Origin of the sequence: Marinobacter sp. (assembly GCF_041690615.1) — a bacterium.
Classification (GTDB): domain Bacteria; phylum Pseudomonadota; class Gammaproteobacteria; order Pseudomonadales; family Oleiphilaceae; genus Marinobacter.
Map to the genome: position 1 here is coordinate 204,980 of NZ_JAWLGY010000001.1, position 18,176 is coordinate 223,155.

Genomic DNA, 18,176 nt, shown 5'->3' on the forward strand with positions numbered 1-18,176 from the left:
GAGGGCTTCTGACCCTCCCTGTCCTGAACGGGGTTCAGGAAATACCCTGGGCTGTGGCCGCCTCCTCCTGGCTCTCCAACGCACGCTTGAACGCATCACGCTGCTGGACCCGCTCCCAATAAGCCCGTGTGTTGGGGCCGAACTCGTTTTCCATGTTCAGGTTTTCCGCCAGCATCAGTGCGTAGGCCACTGAAATATCCGCCGCGGTGAAGGTGTCCCCCAGAATCCACGGCGACGTCTTTTCCAGGGACGCCTCTACCCCCCGCAGCCGGCCCAGGAACCATTTTTTGTAGTCCTCGGCAACCTGCGGTACCCGCCGCTCTTCCGGTTCCAGGCGGGTGTAGCGCAGCACCAGGGTCTGGGGGAAGGTCAGCGTGGCCTCGCCAAAGTGCAGCCAGTTCAGGTAAGCCCCGTAACGGGCATCGTCCACCGGGACGTTCAGCTTGCCCTGGCCATAGCGCTCCGCCAGGTACTGGGCAATGGCGGATGACTCCGTCATGAAGGTGTCACCGTCGAACATGGCCGGGATGGTGCCCAGGGGGTTGATACCCAGATACTCCTTTTTGAACATCCGGGGCGGAAACGGCAGCATCATCAGTTCGTAGTCCAGGCCCAGTTCTTCCAGTGCCCATAACGCCCGGAACGAACGGGCACTCATGCAGTGGTACAGCTTGATCATAGGTTTCTTTCCGTTTGTTGGTTTTTTGTGATTCTAGTATTGACCAATCGCTTGATCAAATTTATGTTGAAGAAAAGGCCACTGTGGAATCGCGCCAGCCAGTTCACACAAGACGGGCGCACAGGATTCTTTCAGCATAGCCCGATAAAAAGCGCTGGTGTTCGTCGCCAGTGGGGAATTCACGAACCTGGAATACCAAGTATGGCAGTCATCGAGTCCAAACTATCCGTTGGCAGCGACACCTTCAGGGAAAACCAGCAGGGCATGCTGTCTCTGCTGGAGCGCATCCGCGAACTGGAAAATCGCACCCGGACCAAGTCCGAGGCCTCCAAGGAGCGGTTCGAGAAACGGGGCCAACTGTTGCCAAGAGAGCGTATCGCCCTGGTGCTGGACCCGGGTGCGCCCTTCCTGGAACTGTCTACCCTGGCCGGTTACGGCCTTGATACCCCGGACCCGGACCATAGTGTGCCTGGCGGTGGTGTGGTGGCCGGTATCGGCTACGTTTCCGGAGTCAGGGTGATGATTGCGGCCAACGACTCGGGCATTGATGCCGGCGCGCTGCAGGCCATGGGCCTGGAAAAACAGCTGCGGGTCCAGGAACTGGCCCTCAAGAACAAACTGCCATACGTCCAGCTGGTGGAGAGTGCGGGCGCCAACCTGCTGAAATACAAGGTGGACCAGTTTATCCACGGCGGTACCCTGTTTGCCAACCTGACCCGCCTGTCAGCCGCCGGGCTGCCGGTGGTCACCGTTACCCACGGTTCGTCCACCGCAGGCGGTGCCTACCAGACTGGCCTGTCAGATTACATCATCATGGTTCGTGACCGCTCCAGGGCGTTCCTGGCCGGGCCTCCCCTGCTCAAGGCGGCGACGGGTGAGATCGCCACTGAAGAAGAGCTGGGTGGCGCCGAGATGCACACCAGCATCTCCGGACTTGGGGACTACCTGGCAGAAGATGACCGCGACGCCCTGCGCATGGTGCGCGAGATTGTCGCCCAGCTGGACTGGGATGGTGAACTGCCGGAAGACAAGCCGCGCTCCTTCCAGCCACCTCGCTATGACCGGGAAGAACTGCTGGGCGTCATGCCCATGGACTACAAACGTCCGGTGGACATGAAAGAGGTGATTGCCCGCATCGTGGATGACTCCTACTTCCTGGAGTTCGGCGCCAACTATGGCTCATCCACGGTTTGTGGCCATGCCAAGGTTGAGGGCCTGCCGGTGGGTATTATCACCAATAACGGTCCCATCGACCCGGCCGGTGCCACCAAGGCTACCCACTTTATCCAGGCTTGCTGCCAGTCCCAGACGCCGATTCTGTACCTGAACAACACCACCGGCTTCATGGTTGGCAAGGAATACGAGCAGGCCGGCATCATCAAGCACGGCTCCAAGATGATCCAGGCGGTGACCAACGCCACGGTACCCCAGATCACCATCTACTGCGGTGCCTCCTTCGGGGCAGGTAACTACGGCATGTGCGGACGAGGTTTTGCGCCCCGGTTCTGTTTCTCCTGGCCCAATGCCAAGACCGCCGTCATGGGCGCCGAACAGGCTGCCAAGACCATGACCAACGTCACCGAGGCGGCTATGAAGCGCAAGACCGGCGAGGTGGACCACGACAAGCTCGCCGCCATGGAAAAGAAGATCGTAGACACCTTCGAGAGCCAGATGGATGTGTTCACCACCAGTGCCCGGCTCCTGGATGATGGCGTGATCGACCCCCGTGAGACCCGCTCGGTACTGTCCTACGTGCTGTCGGTCTGTCGTGACGCAGAGCGGCGTGAGCCCCACAAGATGCAGTTTGGTGTGGCGCGTCCCTGACCCTGATGGAATCCCGGAACCCGGCCGGCATTTCCGGCCGCCCCAAGAATGAGAACGGTGTCTGACTATCATGACCACGACAACAGCAATCAAACCGACCCCCTTTACCAAGGTGCTGGTAGCCAACCGGGGCGAAATCGCGCTCCGGGTCATCCGCTCCGCCCGTGAACTGGGTTACCGGACCGTAGCGGTCTATTCCTCCGCTGACAGAAATGCCCGCCATGTCCGGGCGGCCGACCAGGCCGTGGCCATAGGCGGCGACCTGCCAGCGGACTCTTATCTGCGTATTGACCGGATTATCGAGGCGGCAAGGCTCAGCGGCGCCGATGCGATCCATCCCGGATACGGCTTCCTGGCAGAAAACCCGGGGCTGCCGAAGGCTTGTAAAGAGGCGGGTATTATCTTTGTGGGCCCGTCTGCCGAATCCATTGTCTCCATGGGACACAAGGCGGGTGCCAAGCAACTGATGATGGATGCCGGGGTGCCCTGTGTGCCCGGTTACCAGGGTGAAGACCAGGATGAAGGACGCCTCATAAGGGAAGCGGACAATGTGGGCTTCCCCATCATGATCAAGGCCACCGCCGGTGGCGGTGGCCGGGGCATGCGCCTTGTCGAGAAAGCGGAGGACTTTCCTGCCGCCTTGCGCAGCGCGCGGTCCGAGGCGGAAAGTGCCTTCGGCGACCCGGAGGTGATCCTGGAGCGGGCCATCATCAATCCGCGCCATATCGAAATCCAGATTATGGCGGACCGCTACGGCAACGCGGTCTATATCGGAGAGCGGGACTGCTCCATCCAGCGCCGTCACCAGAAGGTAGTGGAAGAAGCGCCGTCACCGGCGGTGTCGCCGGAGTTGCGGGTGCGGATGGGCGAGACCGCCGTGACCGCGGTCAAGGCCATCCATTACGAAGGGGCCGGCACCCTGGAATTCCTGCTGGACCAGGATGGCAACTTCTATTTCATGGAGATGAACACCAGGCTTCAGGTGGAGCACCCGGTAACCGAGTCCATCACCGGACTGGACCTGGTGGAGCTGCAGTTGCGGGTCGCCGCTGGTCAGCCACTGCCCCTGAGCCAGGACGACATTGTCCTGAAAGGCCATTCCATTGAAGTGCGGCTGTGCGCAGAAAGCCCCAGTGAAGGGTTTATGCCCCAGAGTGGCACCATGGCGCTGTGGCACATGCCTGACACCCTGCGGGTAGAGGATGCGGTGGAGTCCGGTTCCGAGATTCCGCCTTTCTATGACTCCATGATCGCCAAGCTGATCAGCACCGGGGCGGACCGGGAAGAGGCCCGCCGTCGCCTGGTCAGTGGATTGAAGGACGCGACGGCGCTGGGCGTGGAAACCAACCAGGCGTTCCTGAGTGCCTGTCTGGAGCACCCCACCTTTATCCAGGGGGAGGCGACCACGGCGTTCGTTGAAAACCACCAGGACGAACTGCTCGCGAGGGACCAGGGTACGGATGACCGCGCCCGGTTACTGGCCGCCGTGCTGCTTTATACCACCGACGCACAGGGTAGCTACGGTGGCTCGGTCAGCACCATTACCCATCGCCTGCCGATTATTTTCCGTTTCAGTGTCGGTGGGGAAGCCGCCGATGCCAGGGTGAGCAATCAGGGCAATGGCACCTTCCGGATTCAACTGGACGACGACGCTGCTGAACTGACGCTGGATGCTGTGGACGGCGCCCGGGTGCGGTTCACCTGCCAGGGTCTGTCCGAGACCGCCGAGATGATTCGTGCCGGTTCACGCCTGTACCTGCGCTACCGCGGTCAGTCCTACCGTGTGGATGACCATACCCATGAGGCTGCTGTTGCCGGGGACGAAGCCGGTGATGGCGTCATCCGGGCCTCGATGAACGGACGGGTGGTAGCCCTGCATGCCGGTGAGGGCGATACGGTCGAGGCTGGCCAGCCGGTGGTTGTGCTGGAAGCCATGAAGATGGAACACGTCCACGTGGCGGCAGTGGCAGGCACGATTGTGTCTCTCACGGTCAGCGAAGGGGAACAGGTCACCGCTGGCAAGGTGATTGCCGAAGTCTCCCCGGCTGAAAGTGCTGCAGCGGCCGAAAGCAACTGATCAACCAGGAGTGCCATGATGTCTGAACAAGAAGCTGTGTTGCTGGAACAGAAGGGTGCGGCCCTGTGGATCACCATCAACCGGCCCGAAAAGCGCAACGCGATCAACAATGACGTCATTGCCCTTATTCGTGAGGGCTATCTGAAAGCCGAGTCCGATCCGGACATCCGCGTCATTGTGCTGACGGCTGCTGGAGAGAAGGCATTCTGCGCCGGCGGTGACCTGCAGCCGGGTCAGGGCTTTGCCTTTGACTACTCAAAGCCGAATGCCGAATACGCCGACCTGTTCCGGCTGGCGGTGAACACCACCACGCCCTGTATCGTGCGGGTAAACGGCGTCTGTATGGCAGGCGGCATGGGCCTGCTCTGCATGGGTGATATGGCCGTCGCCCACAGCAACGTAAAGTTCGGCCTGCCAGAGGTCAAAGTGGGCCTGTTTCCCATGCAGGTTCTCAGCCTGATGCAGCGCCTGGTACCCCGGCGTGTGCTACGGGAATGGACCCTCACCGGCGAGCCGTTCACCGCAGACGAGGCCCTGCAGCATGGCCTGCTGAACCATGTGGTGGCGCCGGAGGAACTGGATGACAAGGTGGACTGGCTGATCAACCGCCTGACGGACAAGTCGCCTACCGCCATCCGTCGCGGCAAGTACGCCATGAAGGCCATCGAGGACATGAGTTTCGAGCAGGCCATTGCCTACACCGAAACCCAGCTCGCCACCATGACCCTGACGGAAGATGCGAAAGAGGGGATGGCCGCATTCAATGAAAAACGTTCGCCCAGCTGGCCCGGGCGCTGATGGAAGGCAATAGTAGTTCAGGTTGTTGGATGTTCTCTTGAGCGACTCTTACCCCACCTCTGCGTGGGGTTTTTTATTCCTGCCCGGCACAGCCAGTCAGCACAAGAACCCGGCCCGATAGCAGGCTAGTGTCATGGAAGACCATCCGTAACCACCTCACGAATACAACAGGGGAATATCACGACATGAAAGCGGTTCTATGCAAGCAGTACGGTCCGCCCGATACGCTGACCGTAGAGGACGTACCCTCTCTGGAACCGGCAGAGGGTGAGGTGATTGTCTCGGTACATTCCTGTGCCGCCAATTTCCCCGACACCCTGATCATCGAGGGCAAGTACCAGTTCAAGAGGGCGTTTCCCTTTGTTCCCGGGGGAGAGGTGGCCGGAATCATCAAATCCGTAGGAGCCGGTGTTGAGGGCTTTGCTCCCGGCGACCGGGTTATCGGTATACCAGGCTGGGGCGGATTTGCCGAGGAGACCCCTGTGGCAGCCAGCAAGGTCGTGCGACTTCCGGATGGCGTCAGCATGGACGCTGGTGCAGCGCTGGTTATCACCTATGGCACCACCCACTATGCCCTCAAGGACCGGGCCCACCTGCAGCCTGGTGAAACCCTGCTGGTGCTCGGGGCCGCGGGTGGTACCGGCCTGTCGGCCATCGAACTGGGCAAGGTGATGGGTGCCCGTGTGATCGCCGCCGCATCCACCGACGAAAAGCTGGAAATCTGCCGTAAGCACGGTGCCGACGAAACCATCAATTACAGCAGCGAAAACCTGCGTGACCGCATCCGGGAGCTGACAGAGGGACGTGGCGTGGATGTGGTCTACGACCCGGTGGGCGGTGAATACAGCGAGCCGGCCTTGCGGGGTATGGCCTGGAACGGCCGCTTCCTGGTGATCGGTTTTACCACAGGGGAGATCCCGAAACTGCCTCTGAACCTGACCCTGCTCAAGGGCTGCTCACTGGTGGGGGTCTTCTATGGCGCCTTCCAGGACAGGGAGCCGGCACGGTTCCGTGAACTGATGGATGAACTGACCGGCTGGCTCGCCGATGGCCGGATTGCCCCCCGGATCACCGCGCGCTACCCGCTGGAGGAAACCGCCAGGGCGCTGATCGACCTGAAGGAGCGCAGGGCCACCGGAAAGCTGATTGTCTATACCGAGCGCGGACGTGATGGAGGTTGATCCATGGAGCTGAACGGTAAGGTCGTCGTTGTCACGGGTGGGGCCAGCGGTATCGGCGAAGCCATGGCTCGTCGATTTGCGGCAGAAGGCGCCAGGGGTGTGGTGGTTGCCGACCGGGACATCGAGGCAGCAAGCCATGTTGCGAAGGATATCTCCGGCCTGGCGGTGCAGGTGGATGTCAGCGTTGCCGCGGATATCGAGCGGGTTGTGGATCTGGCCACGGACCAGTATGGCCCGGTTGACCTTTTCTGCTCCAATGCGGGCATCGCGGTGCCCGGTGGTATCGAACTGCCGGACGAGGTGTGGAACCAGACCTGGGACGTCAACCTGATGGCCCATGTGCATGCTGCGCGTACGCTCGTGCCCCGCATGCTGGAGCGGGGCAGTGGATACCTCCTGAACACCGCATCTGCCGCCGGCCTGCTGTCCCAGTTTGACGCACCCTATGCGGTCACCAAGCACGCCGCCGTCAGCTTTGCTGAATGGCTTGCGATCAACTATGGGGCGCGGGGGATCGGTGTCAGTTGCCTGTGCCCGGGTGCTGTCGACACACCGATGCTGCGCAGTGCTTCCGAGATACGACGGGAGCTGATGTCAGGCGGCCACGAACTGACCGCTGACGATGTTGCCCAGACCGTCGTGGATGGTCTGCGAGACGAGCGTTTCCTGATCCTGCCCCACGAGGAAGTGCTGACCTACTATCAGTCCAAGGCAGAGGATATCGACCGCTGGCTGCGGGGTATGCAGAAGCTGCATGCGAGGGCGGATTGAACCTTCCAGCTGAGCCCCCGCAGGGCGGGCCGGCATCGGGGTGATGCCGGCCCTGACCAGAGCTCTTACTGACCATAGCTCCCGACATCAACCTTCGAGAGAATCTCCTCCCAGTAAATCGCTGCGAGATCCTCGGCGTCTTCCAGTTCGGCCTCGTCCATCAGTTTGACCCACTTCTCGACGATAGGACGAAGGGTTTCGATCTTCGCTTCGGCCCCGGCCATGTCGTACTGTTCCGTGTAGTTACTGGCGATCCTTGGAACGTCTTCTTCGACGAATGCCCGCGAGGCTTTGACCAACTCATCCGATGGCTCATGAATGGTCACACCGCTTTCCCTGGCCTCTTCGAAATCCCGATCGCCGTAGGTCTGGTAGCGCCAGGTCATGTCCGCCATGAGGTGACTGGCCGCTTTTAGAAGGCCCTCGCGATGGTCCGGGGACAGATCGCGCCAGGGTCCCAGTCCGACGCTGAGTGAGCCACCGGAGAATACACCGCCAGGAATGCCCACGGTGATGTCAGTTACCACATCCTTGAGCCCGAAATTTCCCAGTTCCGGATTTGACTGCACCGTGCAGTCCACCACGCCCTGTTCCAGGGCCTCGTAGACTTCGTTACCGGACAGGGAGACGCTGGTTGCCCCGAAGTGTGAAGCCCATCGTGACCACTGGGCCCCGGCAACCCTCAGGCGCTTACCCTTCAGATCTTCAGGTGTCTTGATGGCGCTGGTGCACAGCAACTGGTACTCAGGGGTTGCGCCCATAGGCAGATAGATCTGGCCCTGCTCGATAAAGTCCTGGGCGCAGTCACTACAGTTCAGCAGCAGGAATTCGCCCATGACGCCAGCATAGGCCATGCCCTGCCGTCCCTTCGCCCGGGAGTCGAGGGCGAGCAGCATGGTCAGCTCCGCTGCCATATTGGCGTGCGGGTACTGCCTCGGGAAATAGGGCGTCAGCACATTACCGATATCGGCAATGCCATCACGGACACCGTCGGACATTTCCGCCAGGTTCAGCAGTGACATGGCGTAATTCTTGGCGGTTACTTCGCCGCCGGTTTCCTGTTCCAGCTTGCTGGCAAAGGTTTTGGCGGCATCATCGGCCGCGGAGTTGGGTGGGAAGCCCAGCGCGTAGCTGAGTTCCTTCGCCTGGCCGGTCATGGTGACAGCAAGGCCGGCCAGGGCGATGGGGAGCAGTGCTTTTCGGAATCGGGGGGATACAGGCATGGTGTGCCTCCGTTATTGTCGTTGTTGTACCGCAGGTCCGGTTTTCCCTGTTCAGGATTTCAGGGCTTTACGGCTCCCCAGAACCACGGTGTTCAGTGCAGCGCCGCCATCGATCAGAATGTCGACGCCGTTGATGTAACCGGCCAGGTCGGAACACAGGAAGGCAATGAGGTTTGCCACTTCTGCAGGTTCACCAACACGGCCGGTGGGGACCAGACGGACGGCCTGGTCAAAGATTTCCTGTGGCATGGCCATGACATTTTCGGTGCCGATGACACCGGGAAGAATGGCGTTGCAGGTAACGCCCTTGCTCGCAAACTCAAGGGTCACATTCTGGGTGAGCCCCAGCACGCCAGCCTTCGAGGCAGCGTACCCGGCCTGGTTAAACAGGCCACCACGGGCCGCTGCCGAGGAGATATTCACGATGCGACCCCATCCCCGTTCGGCCATACCGGGGGCAATGGCCTGAATCAGGTTGAAGGGCCCGCTGAGGTTAACGCCCAGTTCCTTCTGCCAGGCTTCCGGCGCCATACGGCTGATAGGCGCAATGTTCTTCACGATACCGGCGTTGTTGACCAGGATGTCGATATGCCCGAGCTCTTCCTCAACCGAGGCCACCGCCTCCCGCACGGCCTCGTTGCTGGACACGTCGGTTTTCCGGTAGGTAGCCCGGCGCCCAAGAAGGCGTACTTCTTCGACCGTGGCGGCGGCCTGGTCATCAATGTCCAGGATGGCAATATTGGCGCCCAGTTCGGCCAGCCGGTTTGCGGCGGCACGGCCCAGCCCTCGTGAGCCACCCGTGATCAGGGCGGTTTTACCTTCCATCGATATCATCACTTGTTCTCCAGGTTGCGAGCGGGTATGGCCCGGTCGGAGGATGTCCAGTCCAGACCGATCTGCGCCGGCAGTGCAGGGTCCATGGCGGCCCGGTCGGCGTTTTTCTTGTAGCTGAACTGGCGGCAGGCCTGGCCCGGTCTCTGCTGGGCGTGTCCGTCGATCACGAAGAATCTGGGGTTGGAGCCTTCAGGTCCGTCCTTGAGCTGGGCGCGGTTCGAGGCGGCACAGTGGGTGCAGTAGGTCGGCGCCTGGTGGCGGTTGAAGTTGATGTTGTGGGGTTCGGCCATGGTTGGCGAAAGTGGCTCCCCATAGTGGAACATATCCCGCCACATCTCGCCCCGGAACAGTCGCCCGCCACTGCCACAGGGGTCGAGACGGAAGACGAAACGGTCATCTTCTTCCGTTACCGAAAAATCCGCGCAGTGGTAGTTCCAGGTTTTGGCCACTTCTTCGAGCAGCTCCTGGTCGCTCAAGGCACTGTAACGGGGGAATCCGGCATCAAAGGCCGGTTCGTAGGTCTGGGCCAGCATTTCGTCCAGGTAGTCGGCGCCGCCCTTGTCGAGCGCCGTGGCGTAGAAATACTCCAGCCAGACCACGCCGAAGTCATGCCATGGCTGCCATTCCTTGCGTTGCCCCCTGAGCAGCGGTTCGATGTCGGTCTCGCCGGCGTCCAGCTTTTCCCGGGCCAGCTGGACCCGGGTTTTCGGCAGGGTTTGGAGCTCCTGGTCTGTGAACAGCCTGCCTCCCTGACTGCGACGCTTGCGGAAACGCATCCGGCAATGGCCGTCCTCGCCCTTTTCGGTGGTCCAGACGTCTTCGCCAAGGGACGCGTTAAGGGCCCGCTGGCAGGCCTTGCAGCCCTGACAGAAAGTGCTGATTCCATCGCTCCAGCGCCCGTACCAGTCCGGGTGACGATCGGGGAGCCCCTGCCGGTCGAGCTTGCCGCCACTGCCACAAGGCGCCAGGTCCAGAATGACCTCGTCGTCGGTTTCCCGGAGCGGGTTGAGGTGGGCGTCCCCCTGGTACCGGTAGATGCTGACCAGGTCCGCGAAGGCACCTTTCTCGTCGCCTTCACGTAACTGGGCATGCCAGGTTTTCATCAGCTGCTGGCCGATCTCCTCCAGCAGCCGGCGGGCTTCGGCCTCGCCAAAGTCCTGTCGCAGCTTGCCCATTTTGCGGGCCAGGGCATGGCCGGATAGGGCATCCAGGCCAGCATGGCCCTGGGCCATCTGGTCCAGCCAGTGCCGGACAGCATTCAGGTCGCCCTCCGTTAGTGCTTCCAGGGCACGGTCCTCGAAGGGGCGGGTGAGGTTATCAATCTGTTTTTGTGTGAATTGTTTGGACATGATCAGGCCCTCCCGTGAGGTATAAGGTTGAATTGGTGGCCTGGCCGGGTCATGGTGTATCGAGTGGTTCTGACTGGCGGATCCAGAGGCCATCCTGCACCTGGAACAGGCTGGCGGTGGCGGCGCCGTTACGGGTTTCCTCGCCAAAGTAGTAATCAGCACCGAACAGGTCCGGCGCCTCAAGCTGCTTCAACTGGGCGACGAGACTGTCCACGGTCAGGTCATCACCGGCGGCGCTGGCCGCCCGGTTGAACAGTTCCACCATGGTGTAACCCAGCACTGAAAATCCGTCCGGCTCGGCGCCGAACTTTTCTTCATAGGCGATTGCCCATTTGCGCAGATCCTCAGACTCACTGCTTTCTGCGTAGGGAATTTCGACGCCGGACATGGCGTAGTAGCCCTCGACAGCATCGCCACCGAGTTTTGGCAATTCGGTGGTGTAGGAGGCTGCACTGCCAAAGAAGGCGGGGCTCCAGCCCCGTGTCCGCGCCTCGTTCATGATGCCTACGGGTTCACGCAGGGCCGCACCGATCACAACCAGGTCGCAGTCGGCTGCCCTGAGCTTGGCGACACCGGAAGAAAAGTCCGTGGAACCCCGCTGGAAGGACGTGGTTTCGACCATTTCCTTGCCGAGTTTCTCGAGCCCGGCTTCAGCGCCCTTGAGCACCTCGGTGCCGAACTCATCATCCTGATAGATGGCGCAGGGGCGCTCGAAGGTTTTCTCTTCCATCATGTACTGGATGCCGGCTTCCATCTGCCCGTCGTAGGTTGCCACTGACGCCCACTGCAGATCGTTGATCGGGATATAGGTCTGGCGGGCAGCGCTGAAGGGGAACAGGCTGGGAACGTTGTTCTTGGTCAGTTCGGGGATGGTGGCCATGGCGGTGGCAGATCCCATGACACCCATCATGGCGAAGATCCGGTCACGCTGAATCATGCGCTGAGCGGCGAGCTTGGCACGGCGTGGCTGGTAGCCGTGGTCGTCAACGACAAGCCGTATCTCCCGGCCATTGATCCCCCCGGCGGCATTGATCTCGTCAACACGCATGGTCATCCCGTCGAGGGATTTTTTACTGAGGGCAGCCAGTGGGCCGCTCAGGTCCTGGATGGTGCCGATGGTGATCTGGTCATCGCTGACACCCTGGGTCCTGGCACCGGCCGGCAGACTGACCAGGGTGGTCAGGCCTACGGTGAGTGCACAGGCGAGCTTGATACCGTTTGTTGTTGTCATGGTTCAGTACTCCTGCCACGTCAGTGGCGGTTGCTCGGTAGAAGACCCGGCGGTCTTGCCAGGTCAGTACATGCTGTTGATCAGCTCCTTGTATTTCTCGCTGATCACCTTTCGTTTCAGTTTCATGGTCGGAGTCAGTTCTTCGTCCTCGGCGGTCAAGGCCTTGTCGATAATGCGGAATTTCTTGACCTGCTCGACCCGGGCAAAACGCTGGTTCACCCTGTCAACTTCTTCGGAAATCAGGGTTACGATCTCCTCTGCCCGGCACAGGCTGCCGTAACTGGAGAAGGGGATGGAATTCTCCTGGGCAAAGTGCTCGGCATTGTCCTGGTCCAGCATCACCAGGCAGGTCAGGTACGGGCGGGCGTCCCCGATAATGACCGCATCGGTGATGTAGGGGCTGAATTTGAGTTCGTTTTCGATCTCGGTGGGCGTAACGTTCTTGCCCCCGGCTGTGATAATGATGTCCTTCATCCGGTCAGTAATCTTCAGGAAGCCGTCGTCATCCAGCTCGCCCACGTCACCGGTGTGGAGCCAGCCATCCTTGATGGTTTCGGCGGTCTTTTCCGGCAGGTTGAGGTAGCCCTTGAAGACAATGTCGCCCCTGACCAGGATCTCACCCTCGTCAGAAATGCGAATCTCCACTCCCGGCATAGGCTTGCCGACGGTGCCGGGGCGGGACTGCCCCGGGGTGTTGGCAGTGGCAAAGCCGGAGGTTTCGGTCTGACCCCAGCCTTCCACCAGGTCCACGCCCAGTGCCAGGTACCAACGAATCAGCTCCGGAGAAATGGGCGCTGCACCGGTCACCAGTACCCGCGCCCGGCCGATGCCGATCATGCGCTTGACGTTGCCGAGCACCAGCCAGTCCAGCAGTCGGAACCACAGGGCCTGCCCAAGGCCGGGTTTCCGATTTTCCAGCCGGCAGGCCGCCATCCGGTGACCGGCGTCAATGGCAAGCCGGTAGCAGAAACGCTGCAGGGCCGTGGCTTCTGCCAGTTGTACACGGATGGCCGAATAGAACTTCTCCCATACCCGGGGCACAGCCCCGACCATGGTGGGTGATATCTCCCGGACGTTTTCCGGCACCGTCTCGAAGTTTTCCACGAAGTTCAGACGAACCCCTGCGTGCATGGAGGTATAGCAGCCAGCGATGCGTTCACCCACATGGCACATGGGCAGGAACGCCATGCGTTCATCACCCTCAAACATGGGCACCGCCGTCAGCCAGGCCCGGACATTGGCGAGGATATTATGATGGCTGATCTCGGCACCCTTGGGCTTGCCGGTGGTGCCGGAGGTGTAGACCAGTATCGCGGTGTCGTCGGGCTGGATATCCCGTTGCCGGCTCCACCATAGTTTCCGGGTTTCAGGAGACTGCTGCTGTCCCAGGGTCTGCAGAGCTTCCAGGCTCATCACCTGTGGGTCGTCAAGGTCATGGAGCCCCTTCATGTCGAAGACGATAATCTTCGCCAGCAGGGGAAGGGCATGCCGAACCTGGAACACCTTGTCCAGTTGCTCCTCGTCCTCCACAAAGATGAAGCGGGAGGCGGAGTCCTGCATCAGGAATTCCACCTGGCTGGCCGCGTCTGTGGGGTAAATGCCGGAACAGATTCCGCCAGCGCCGAGGATGGCGAGGTCAGCGTAGAGCCACTCCCGCACGGTATTGGCCAGAATGGACGCCCGGTCCCCCGGGCCGAGTCCCAGGGCGATCAGTCCGAGGCCGAGGTCCGTGACGATGTTTTCGGCGTCGTGCCAGGTGACTTCCTGCCAGATACCGAATTCCTTCTGGCGCAGCAGGATATCGGCTCCCCGTTTTGCACAGGCCGCCTGGAACATTTCCGGAACGGTTCGGGTGTTCCCGATCGCCATGGCTTGGGTATCCGGCATGCCGGCTTCACCTCCTGGTTGGCCAGAAGCCTGGACCGCCCGGTCCATCCCCTGGCTGTCGGTCTTCATGCCCATTTGCGAGTCTTCTTCCAGCGGCGTCGCTCGACGCCGGTTTCTTCTTTCTGGCCCAGGTAGAATTCCTGTACCCCTTCATCCTGGAACAGCTTTTCGCAGGGGCCCTCCATTACGATGCGTCCCGATTCAAGGACATAGCCGTAGGAGGCCGTCTGCAGCGCAATGCTGGCGTTTTGCTCAACCAAAAGAATCGTCGTGCCCCAATCCCGGTTGATGCGCCGGATAATGGTGAAGATTTCCTCGGTCAGCTTGGGGGAGAGCCCCAGGCTGGGCTCATCCATCAGCAGCACGGCGGGGCGGGCCATCATGGCCCGTCCTATGGCAAGCATCTGCTGCTGACCGCCGGAGAGCTTGCCGGCTTCCTGCTTCTGCCGGTCCTTGAGTATCGGGAAGTAGCGGTAAACCGCCTCCAGGTCCTCTATGGCCTCGACCCGGCTGGTGCGGGTATAGGCCCCGAGCCAGAGGTTCTCGCGAACGGACAGCAGCGGGAAGACCTGGCGCCCCTCCGGCACGTGGGCGATTCCCATACGGACGATCAGGTCGGCCCGTTTGCCACCAATGGCCCGACCCAGGTAGTGGATGCTGCCTTTGCGAGGGTCAACAATCCCGGAAATGCATTTAAGAATGGTGGTCTTGCCGGCCCCGTTGGCCCCGAGGATGGTGGATATGGTTCCCTCCTGTATGCTGAGGGATACGCCCCGAAGGGCCTGCACTGAACCATAGGACGCTTCCAGGTTCTTGATCTCGAGCACAGTATCGGTCATTACGCGACGTCCTCCCGGGTTCCCAGATAGGCTTCTGCAACGGCCGGATTGTCCTGGATTTCCCGGGCGGTACCCTCTGCCAGCACACGACCGTTGCTGACCGCGAGGACCCGGTCTGACACTTGGCTGACCAGGCGCATGTCATGCTCGATCATCACCACGGTAATGCCCAGCAGGTTACGGATGTCTTCGATCCAGAAGCTCAGGTCATCGGTTTCTTCCACGTTGAGTCCGGAAGACGGCTCATCCAGCAACAGAAGGCGGGGCCGGGCGCACAATGCCCGTCCCAGTTCAATCAGCTTCTGGACGCCATAGGGTAGATTGCCCACCACGCTGTCCCGGTAATGCTGGAGATTGAGCAGGTCGATCACCTGTTCCACGGCTTCCCGGTGTTGGATCTCTGCCCGCCGTGTGGCGGGCGTGAACAGCATTTCCTGCCAGAGACGGGTGCGGGCATGGCAATGACGACCTACCAGCAGGTTCTGGAGCAAGGTCTCATGTTCGAACAGCTCGATATTCTGAAAGGTCCGGGCCAGTCCCAGGTGGGTGAGGTCCTGGGGCTTCCTGGCCGACAGGTCATTACCATCGAACCGGATGCGGCCGGAAGAGCTGCGGTAGATCAGGCTGATCATGTTGAAAATGGTGGTCTTGCCCGCCCCGTTAGGACCGATGATGGTAAAGATTTCACCCTCCCCGACCCGGAAGCTCACATCGTCCACGGCCCGGATGCCACCAAACTCCATGGACAGGTTTTCAACCGTCAGTAAGGCCATGGTGTCCTCCTAGCTCAGCCGGTCCGATTTAACGTAACTTTTTTCCCGCTTCATCAGTCCCTTGCGATAGAGCGGGAAGAGCTGGAACCAGGTGCGTACCTTTACCCAGCGTCCATAGAGTCCGGCAGGTTCGAGCAATACGAACAGAATCAGAATAGCCCCGAAGATGGTGGGCTGCAGGCCCGGTTGATAGGCGAGGCTGGAGGGCAGGTACTCCCGTAAGATGGCGATAAACTCCGGCAACATGGTCATGAACAGTGCCCCGAGAAAGGCGCCGTGCAGCGAGCCCATGCCGCCGATCACAATGATCATCAGCAGTTCAATGGAAACGAAGACGCCAAATTGCTCCGGCGAAATGAACTGGAGCTTGTGGGCGTAGAGGGCGCCGGCCAGGCCGGTTATGGCGGCCGAGATGACGAACGCCAGGGTCTTGTAGCGGGCCAGGCCGATACCCATGCTGCGGGCCGAGATTTCCGAGTCACGGATTGCCACGAAGGCCCTGCCGGTGGGACTTCTCAACAGGTTTTTCAGGATCAGCAGGGTCAGGCCAGTCAGGGCCAGTGCCAGGTAATAGAAACCGGATTCCGAGTCCAGGGAAACGCCAAGCAGTGTCACCGGCTCGAGAAGCAGGCCCATGGAGCCACCCGTCACACTCTCCCACTGCTGCAGGGTGACCTCGACAATAAAGCCGAAAGCCAGGGTCGCAATGGCGAGGTAGATGCCCTTCAGGCGCAGGGCCGGTAGCCCCACGACCAGTCCGGCTGCGGCAGACAGGGCCATGGCCATGGGCAGCGAAACCAGGAACGGAACGCCGCGGGCCGACAGCGCGGCTTCGGTGTAGGCCCCCACCGCAAGGAACGCAGCATGCCCCAGTGAAATCTGCCCGGTAAAACCGGACAACAGCATCAACCCCAGTCCAACGATGGCATAGATGAGGACAAAGCTGGCCTGCGAGAGATAGTACTCCCCAAGTAACAGGGGCAGGACTAACAACACGACACCCAGGGCCAGGTACCAGCCCATGGTGATCCGGTCCTTGAACAGGCGGATGTCCTGGTTGTATGACGTCTTGAATAAAAATCGCATCAGTCAGCCCGCCCTAGACTTTCTTGGTCAGTTTTTCACCAAACAGACCGTTTGGTCGGATAATCAGAACCGCCAGCAGCACCACGTAGGCTGAAACATCCTTGATGCCGTCTGGCAGATAGCGACCAGAAACGGCCTCAACGATGCCGATGATCAGTCCGCCAACGATGGCCCCGGGAATACTGCCGAACCCTCCGATGACCGCAGCGGGGAACGCCTTGAGACCAATGAGGCCCATGTTGGCGTGAACAAAGGTGATCGGAGCCAGCAGAATGCCCGCGATAGCAGCGACGGCAGCGCTGATGCACCAGATAAGCGTATTGACCCTGGCCACCGGAATGCCCATGTAGTGGGCCGCAAGCTGGTTCTGGGATATCGCCTGCATGGCCACCCCCATACGGGTAAAGCGAAAGAAGGCGAATAGCAGTACGCAAAGCACCGCAGTCACCAGGATAATCATCAGGTGGCCGGCGGACAGTACCAGCTCACCGAAGGCAACGGTCTGGTCTGCATAGGGAGTGGGCAAGCGGTGGGTCAGGGTGCCCCAGCCGGGAATGAGACTGGCGAGCCCCCGGGCAAAGAAGCCGAGGCCAATGGTGATCATCACGATGGAGAAAATCGGCTGCCCGAGAACCGGCCGTATCACGGCCCGCTCTACCGCGCCGCCAATCAGGGCCATGGCCAGCACAGCCAGGATCACACTCAGCCAGAAGGGCATGAACTGCAGTCCGCCCATGGTCAGTGCAACGAACGCACCGAACATCATCAGTTCGCCCTGGGCAAAGTTCACCACTTCCGTGGCCTTGTAGATTAGCACAAAGCCCAGTGCCACCAGGCCATACACGCAGCCAATGGCGATACCACTGAGTATCAGTTGCAGGAATTCGTTGAGCACAGCCTGTCCCCCGTCTTTGCTTTGTTATGCGTTCCATCCGGGCACCTGGGTGCCCGGGGATCAGGAACCGGGTTCGCTCAGAACGGGGCTACCACCGAGCTCAGTGAGCCAGTGGGGACGCCTGTGACTATCGGGTCTTGATGGATTGTTGTCATTATTGTTATCGCGCCAGTCGGTTATGGGTTGTTATTGTTGTGTCGTTATTGTCAGGCCTCGTCGCCGATGAATTCCCGTTCTTCCGAAATCCACAGGGGTGACCGGGACAGGTCGATAAAACGGGCCTCATCTTCAATCAGTGCCTTGCCAGCGGCCCTGCCTTCGGGCGACGCACCTTTCTCTGCCATTTCATTCAAGTCCGAAAACCACAATTCCGCAACGCCATCGAACGCCTCCGGTGCGCCACGGGCTTCGGCAATCTTCGAGAACTGGGGGGCGGAAAGGGTGTAGCTCTGAACGTAGCGCCGGATGCCAAGGGCCTGGGCATGTTTCTGCACCAGGGGCGCATGTTGGTTGGCCCAGTACTCCCGGAACGCTTCCGGGGACATCCCCGGTTTTCGTCGCAGGCAGAAAATCAGCTTCACCATTGGAATTCTCCTTCAGCTGTTGGGCCAGAATAGGGAGGTTGATCTGCCTGTGACTTGCGTCAGGTGGCTATGAATCGTTCAGCATCCAAATGTTTTGCTTTGAATCCGGGCGGGCCTCTCAGACAGCCAGTAGGCACAAGTGTGG

The 18,176-nt window shown here is 60.6% G+C and carries 16 protein-coding genes; 5 read left to right on the forward strand and 11 right to left on the reverse strand.

All coding sequences use genetic code 11. The annotated features are described in order from the left end of the window. Nucleotides 1–34 precede the first annotated feature (34 nt). On the reverse strand, nucleotides 35–679 hold the full coding sequence (locus ACESMZ_RS00905; RefSeq protein WP_372956218.1) for a glutathione S-transferase family protein: 645 nt from the start codon (nucleotides 677–679) through the stop codon (nucleotides 35–37). Between the two features lie 201 nt (nucleotides 680–880). On the opposite strand from ACESMZ_RS00905, the gene ACESMZ_RS00910 reads away from it, so the two are divergent. The 5 genes from ACESMZ_RS00910 to ACESMZ_RS00930 all read left to right on the forward strand — a co-directional run bounded on the left by ACESMZ_RS00910 (nucleotide 881) and on the right by ACESMZ_RS00930 (nucleotide 7,330). Beyond that, on the forward strand, nucleotides 881–2,503 hold the full coding sequence (locus tag ACESMZ_RS00910; RefSeq protein ID WP_372956219.1) for an acyl-CoA carboxylase subunit beta: 1,623 nt from the start codon (nucleotides 881–883) through the stop codon (nucleotides 2,501–2,503). 70 nt (nucleotides 2,504–2,573) lie between these two features. Further along, nucleotides 2,574–4,580 (forward strand): acetyl/propionyl/methylcrotonyl-CoA carboxylase subunit alpha, encoded by a 2,007-nt coding sequence (locus ACESMZ_RS00915; RefSeq protein ID WP_372956220.1) that lies wholly within the window; start codon nucleotides 2,574–2,576, stop codon nucleotides 4,578–4,580. Between the two features lie 15 nt (nucleotides 4,581–4,595). Then, nucleotides 4,596–5,378 (forward strand): enoyl-CoA hydratase/isomerase family protein, encoded by a 783-nt coding sequence (locus ACESMZ_RS00920; protein WP_372972074.1) that lies wholly within the window; start codon nucleotides 4,596–4,598, stop codon nucleotides 5,376–5,378. A 185-nt stretch (nucleotides 5,379–5,563) separates the two neighbouring features. Continuing rightward, entirely contained in the window at nucleotides 5,564–6,559 is a 996-nt protein-coding gene (locus ACESMZ_RS00925) for an NADPH:quinone oxidoreductase family protein (RefSeq protein WP_372956222.1), read from the forward strand. Between the two features lie 3 nt (nucleotides 6,560–6,562). Beyond that, the gene (locus ACESMZ_RS00930; RefSeq protein ID WP_372956223.1) at nucleotides 6,563–7,330 is read left to right on the forward strand and encodes an SDR family oxidoreductase; all 768 of its coding nucleotides are present in this window, start codon (nucleotides 6,563–6,565) and stop codon (nucleotides 7,328–7,330) included. A 65-nt stretch (nucleotides 7,331–7,395) separates the two neighbouring features. Here the strand turns inward: ACESMZ_RS00930 and ACESMZ_RS00935 are convergent, their stop codons facing one another. The 10 genes from ACESMZ_RS00935 to ACESMZ_RS00980 form a co-directional block, all read right to left on the reverse strand. Then, nucleotides 7,396–8,553, reverse strand: coding sequence for a C4-dicarboxylate TRAP transporter substrate-binding protein (locus ACESMZ_RS00935; RefSeq protein ID WP_372956224.1), 1,158 nt, complete (start codon nucleotides 8,551–8,553; stop codon nucleotides 7,396–7,398). Nucleotides 8,554–8,604: 51 nt separating this feature from the next. After that, nucleotides 8,605–9,387 carry an SDR family NAD(P)-dependent oxidoreductase gene (locus ACESMZ_RS00940; protein ID WP_372956225.1) on the reverse strand — a complete coding sequence of 261 codons (783 nt, stop codon included), beginning with the start codon at nucleotides 9,385–9,387 and terminating at the stop codon, nucleotides 8,605–8,607. After that, nucleotides 9,387–10,736, reverse strand: coding sequence for a hypothetical protein (locus ACESMZ_RS00945; RefSeq protein ID WP_372956226.1), 1,350 nt, complete (start codon nucleotides 10,734–10,736; stop codon nucleotides 9,387–9,389). The genes ACESMZ_RS00940 and ACESMZ_RS00945 overlap by 1 nt, the downstream gene beginning before the upstream one ends. A 49-nt stretch (nucleotides 10,737–10,785) precedes the next feature. After that, nucleotides 10,786–11,967 (reverse strand): ABC transporter substrate-binding protein, encoded by a 1,182-nt coding sequence (locus tag ACESMZ_RS00950; protein WP_372972075.1) that lies wholly within the window; start codon nucleotides 11,965–11,967, stop codon nucleotides 10,786–10,788. Between the two features lie 63 nt (nucleotides 11,968–12,030). Further along, nucleotides 12,031–13,854 carry an AMP-dependent synthetase/ligase gene (locus ACESMZ_RS00955; protein ID WP_372956228.1) on the reverse strand — a complete coding sequence of 608 codons (1,824 nt, stop codon included), beginning with the start codon at nucleotides 13,852–13,854 and terminating at the stop codon, nucleotides 12,031–12,033. Nucleotides 13,855–13,919: 65 nt separating this feature from the next. Then, nucleotides 13,920–14,693, reverse strand: a complete 774-nt coding sequence (locus ACESMZ_RS00960) for an ABC transporter ATP-binding protein (protein WP_372956229.1) — start codon at nucleotides 14,691–14,693, stop codon at nucleotides 13,920–13,922. Then, nucleotides 14,693–15,466, reverse strand: a complete 774-nt coding sequence (locus ACESMZ_RS00965; RefSeq protein ID WP_372956230.1) for an ABC transporter ATP-binding protein — start codon at nucleotides 15,464–15,466, stop codon at nucleotides 14,693–14,695. The genes ACESMZ_RS00960 and ACESMZ_RS00965 overlap by 1 nt, the downstream gene beginning before the upstream one ends. Nucleotides 15,467–15,475: 9 nt before the next feature. After that, complete coding sequence (locus ACESMZ_RS00970; RefSeq protein WP_372956231.1) at nucleotides 15,476–16,552, reverse strand: branched-chain amino acid ABC transporter permease; 1,077 nt, start codon at nucleotides 16,550–16,552, stop codon at nucleotides 15,476–15,478. 13 nt (nucleotides 16,553–16,565) lie between these two features. After that, a complete protein-coding gene (locus ACESMZ_RS00975) occupies nucleotides 16,566–17,447 on the reverse strand; it encodes a branched-chain amino acid ABC transporter permease (RefSeq protein ID WP_372956232.1) in 882 nt (293 codons plus the stop codon). Between the two features lie 206 nt (nucleotides 17,448–17,653). Beyond that, the gene (locus tag ACESMZ_RS00980; RefSeq protein ID WP_372956233.1) at nucleotides 17,654–18,031 is read right to left on the reverse strand and encodes an EthD domain-containing protein; all 378 of its coding nucleotides are present in this window, start codon (nucleotides 18,029–18,031) and stop codon (nucleotides 17,654–17,656) included. Nucleotides 18,032–18,176: the final 145 nt, after the last annotated feature.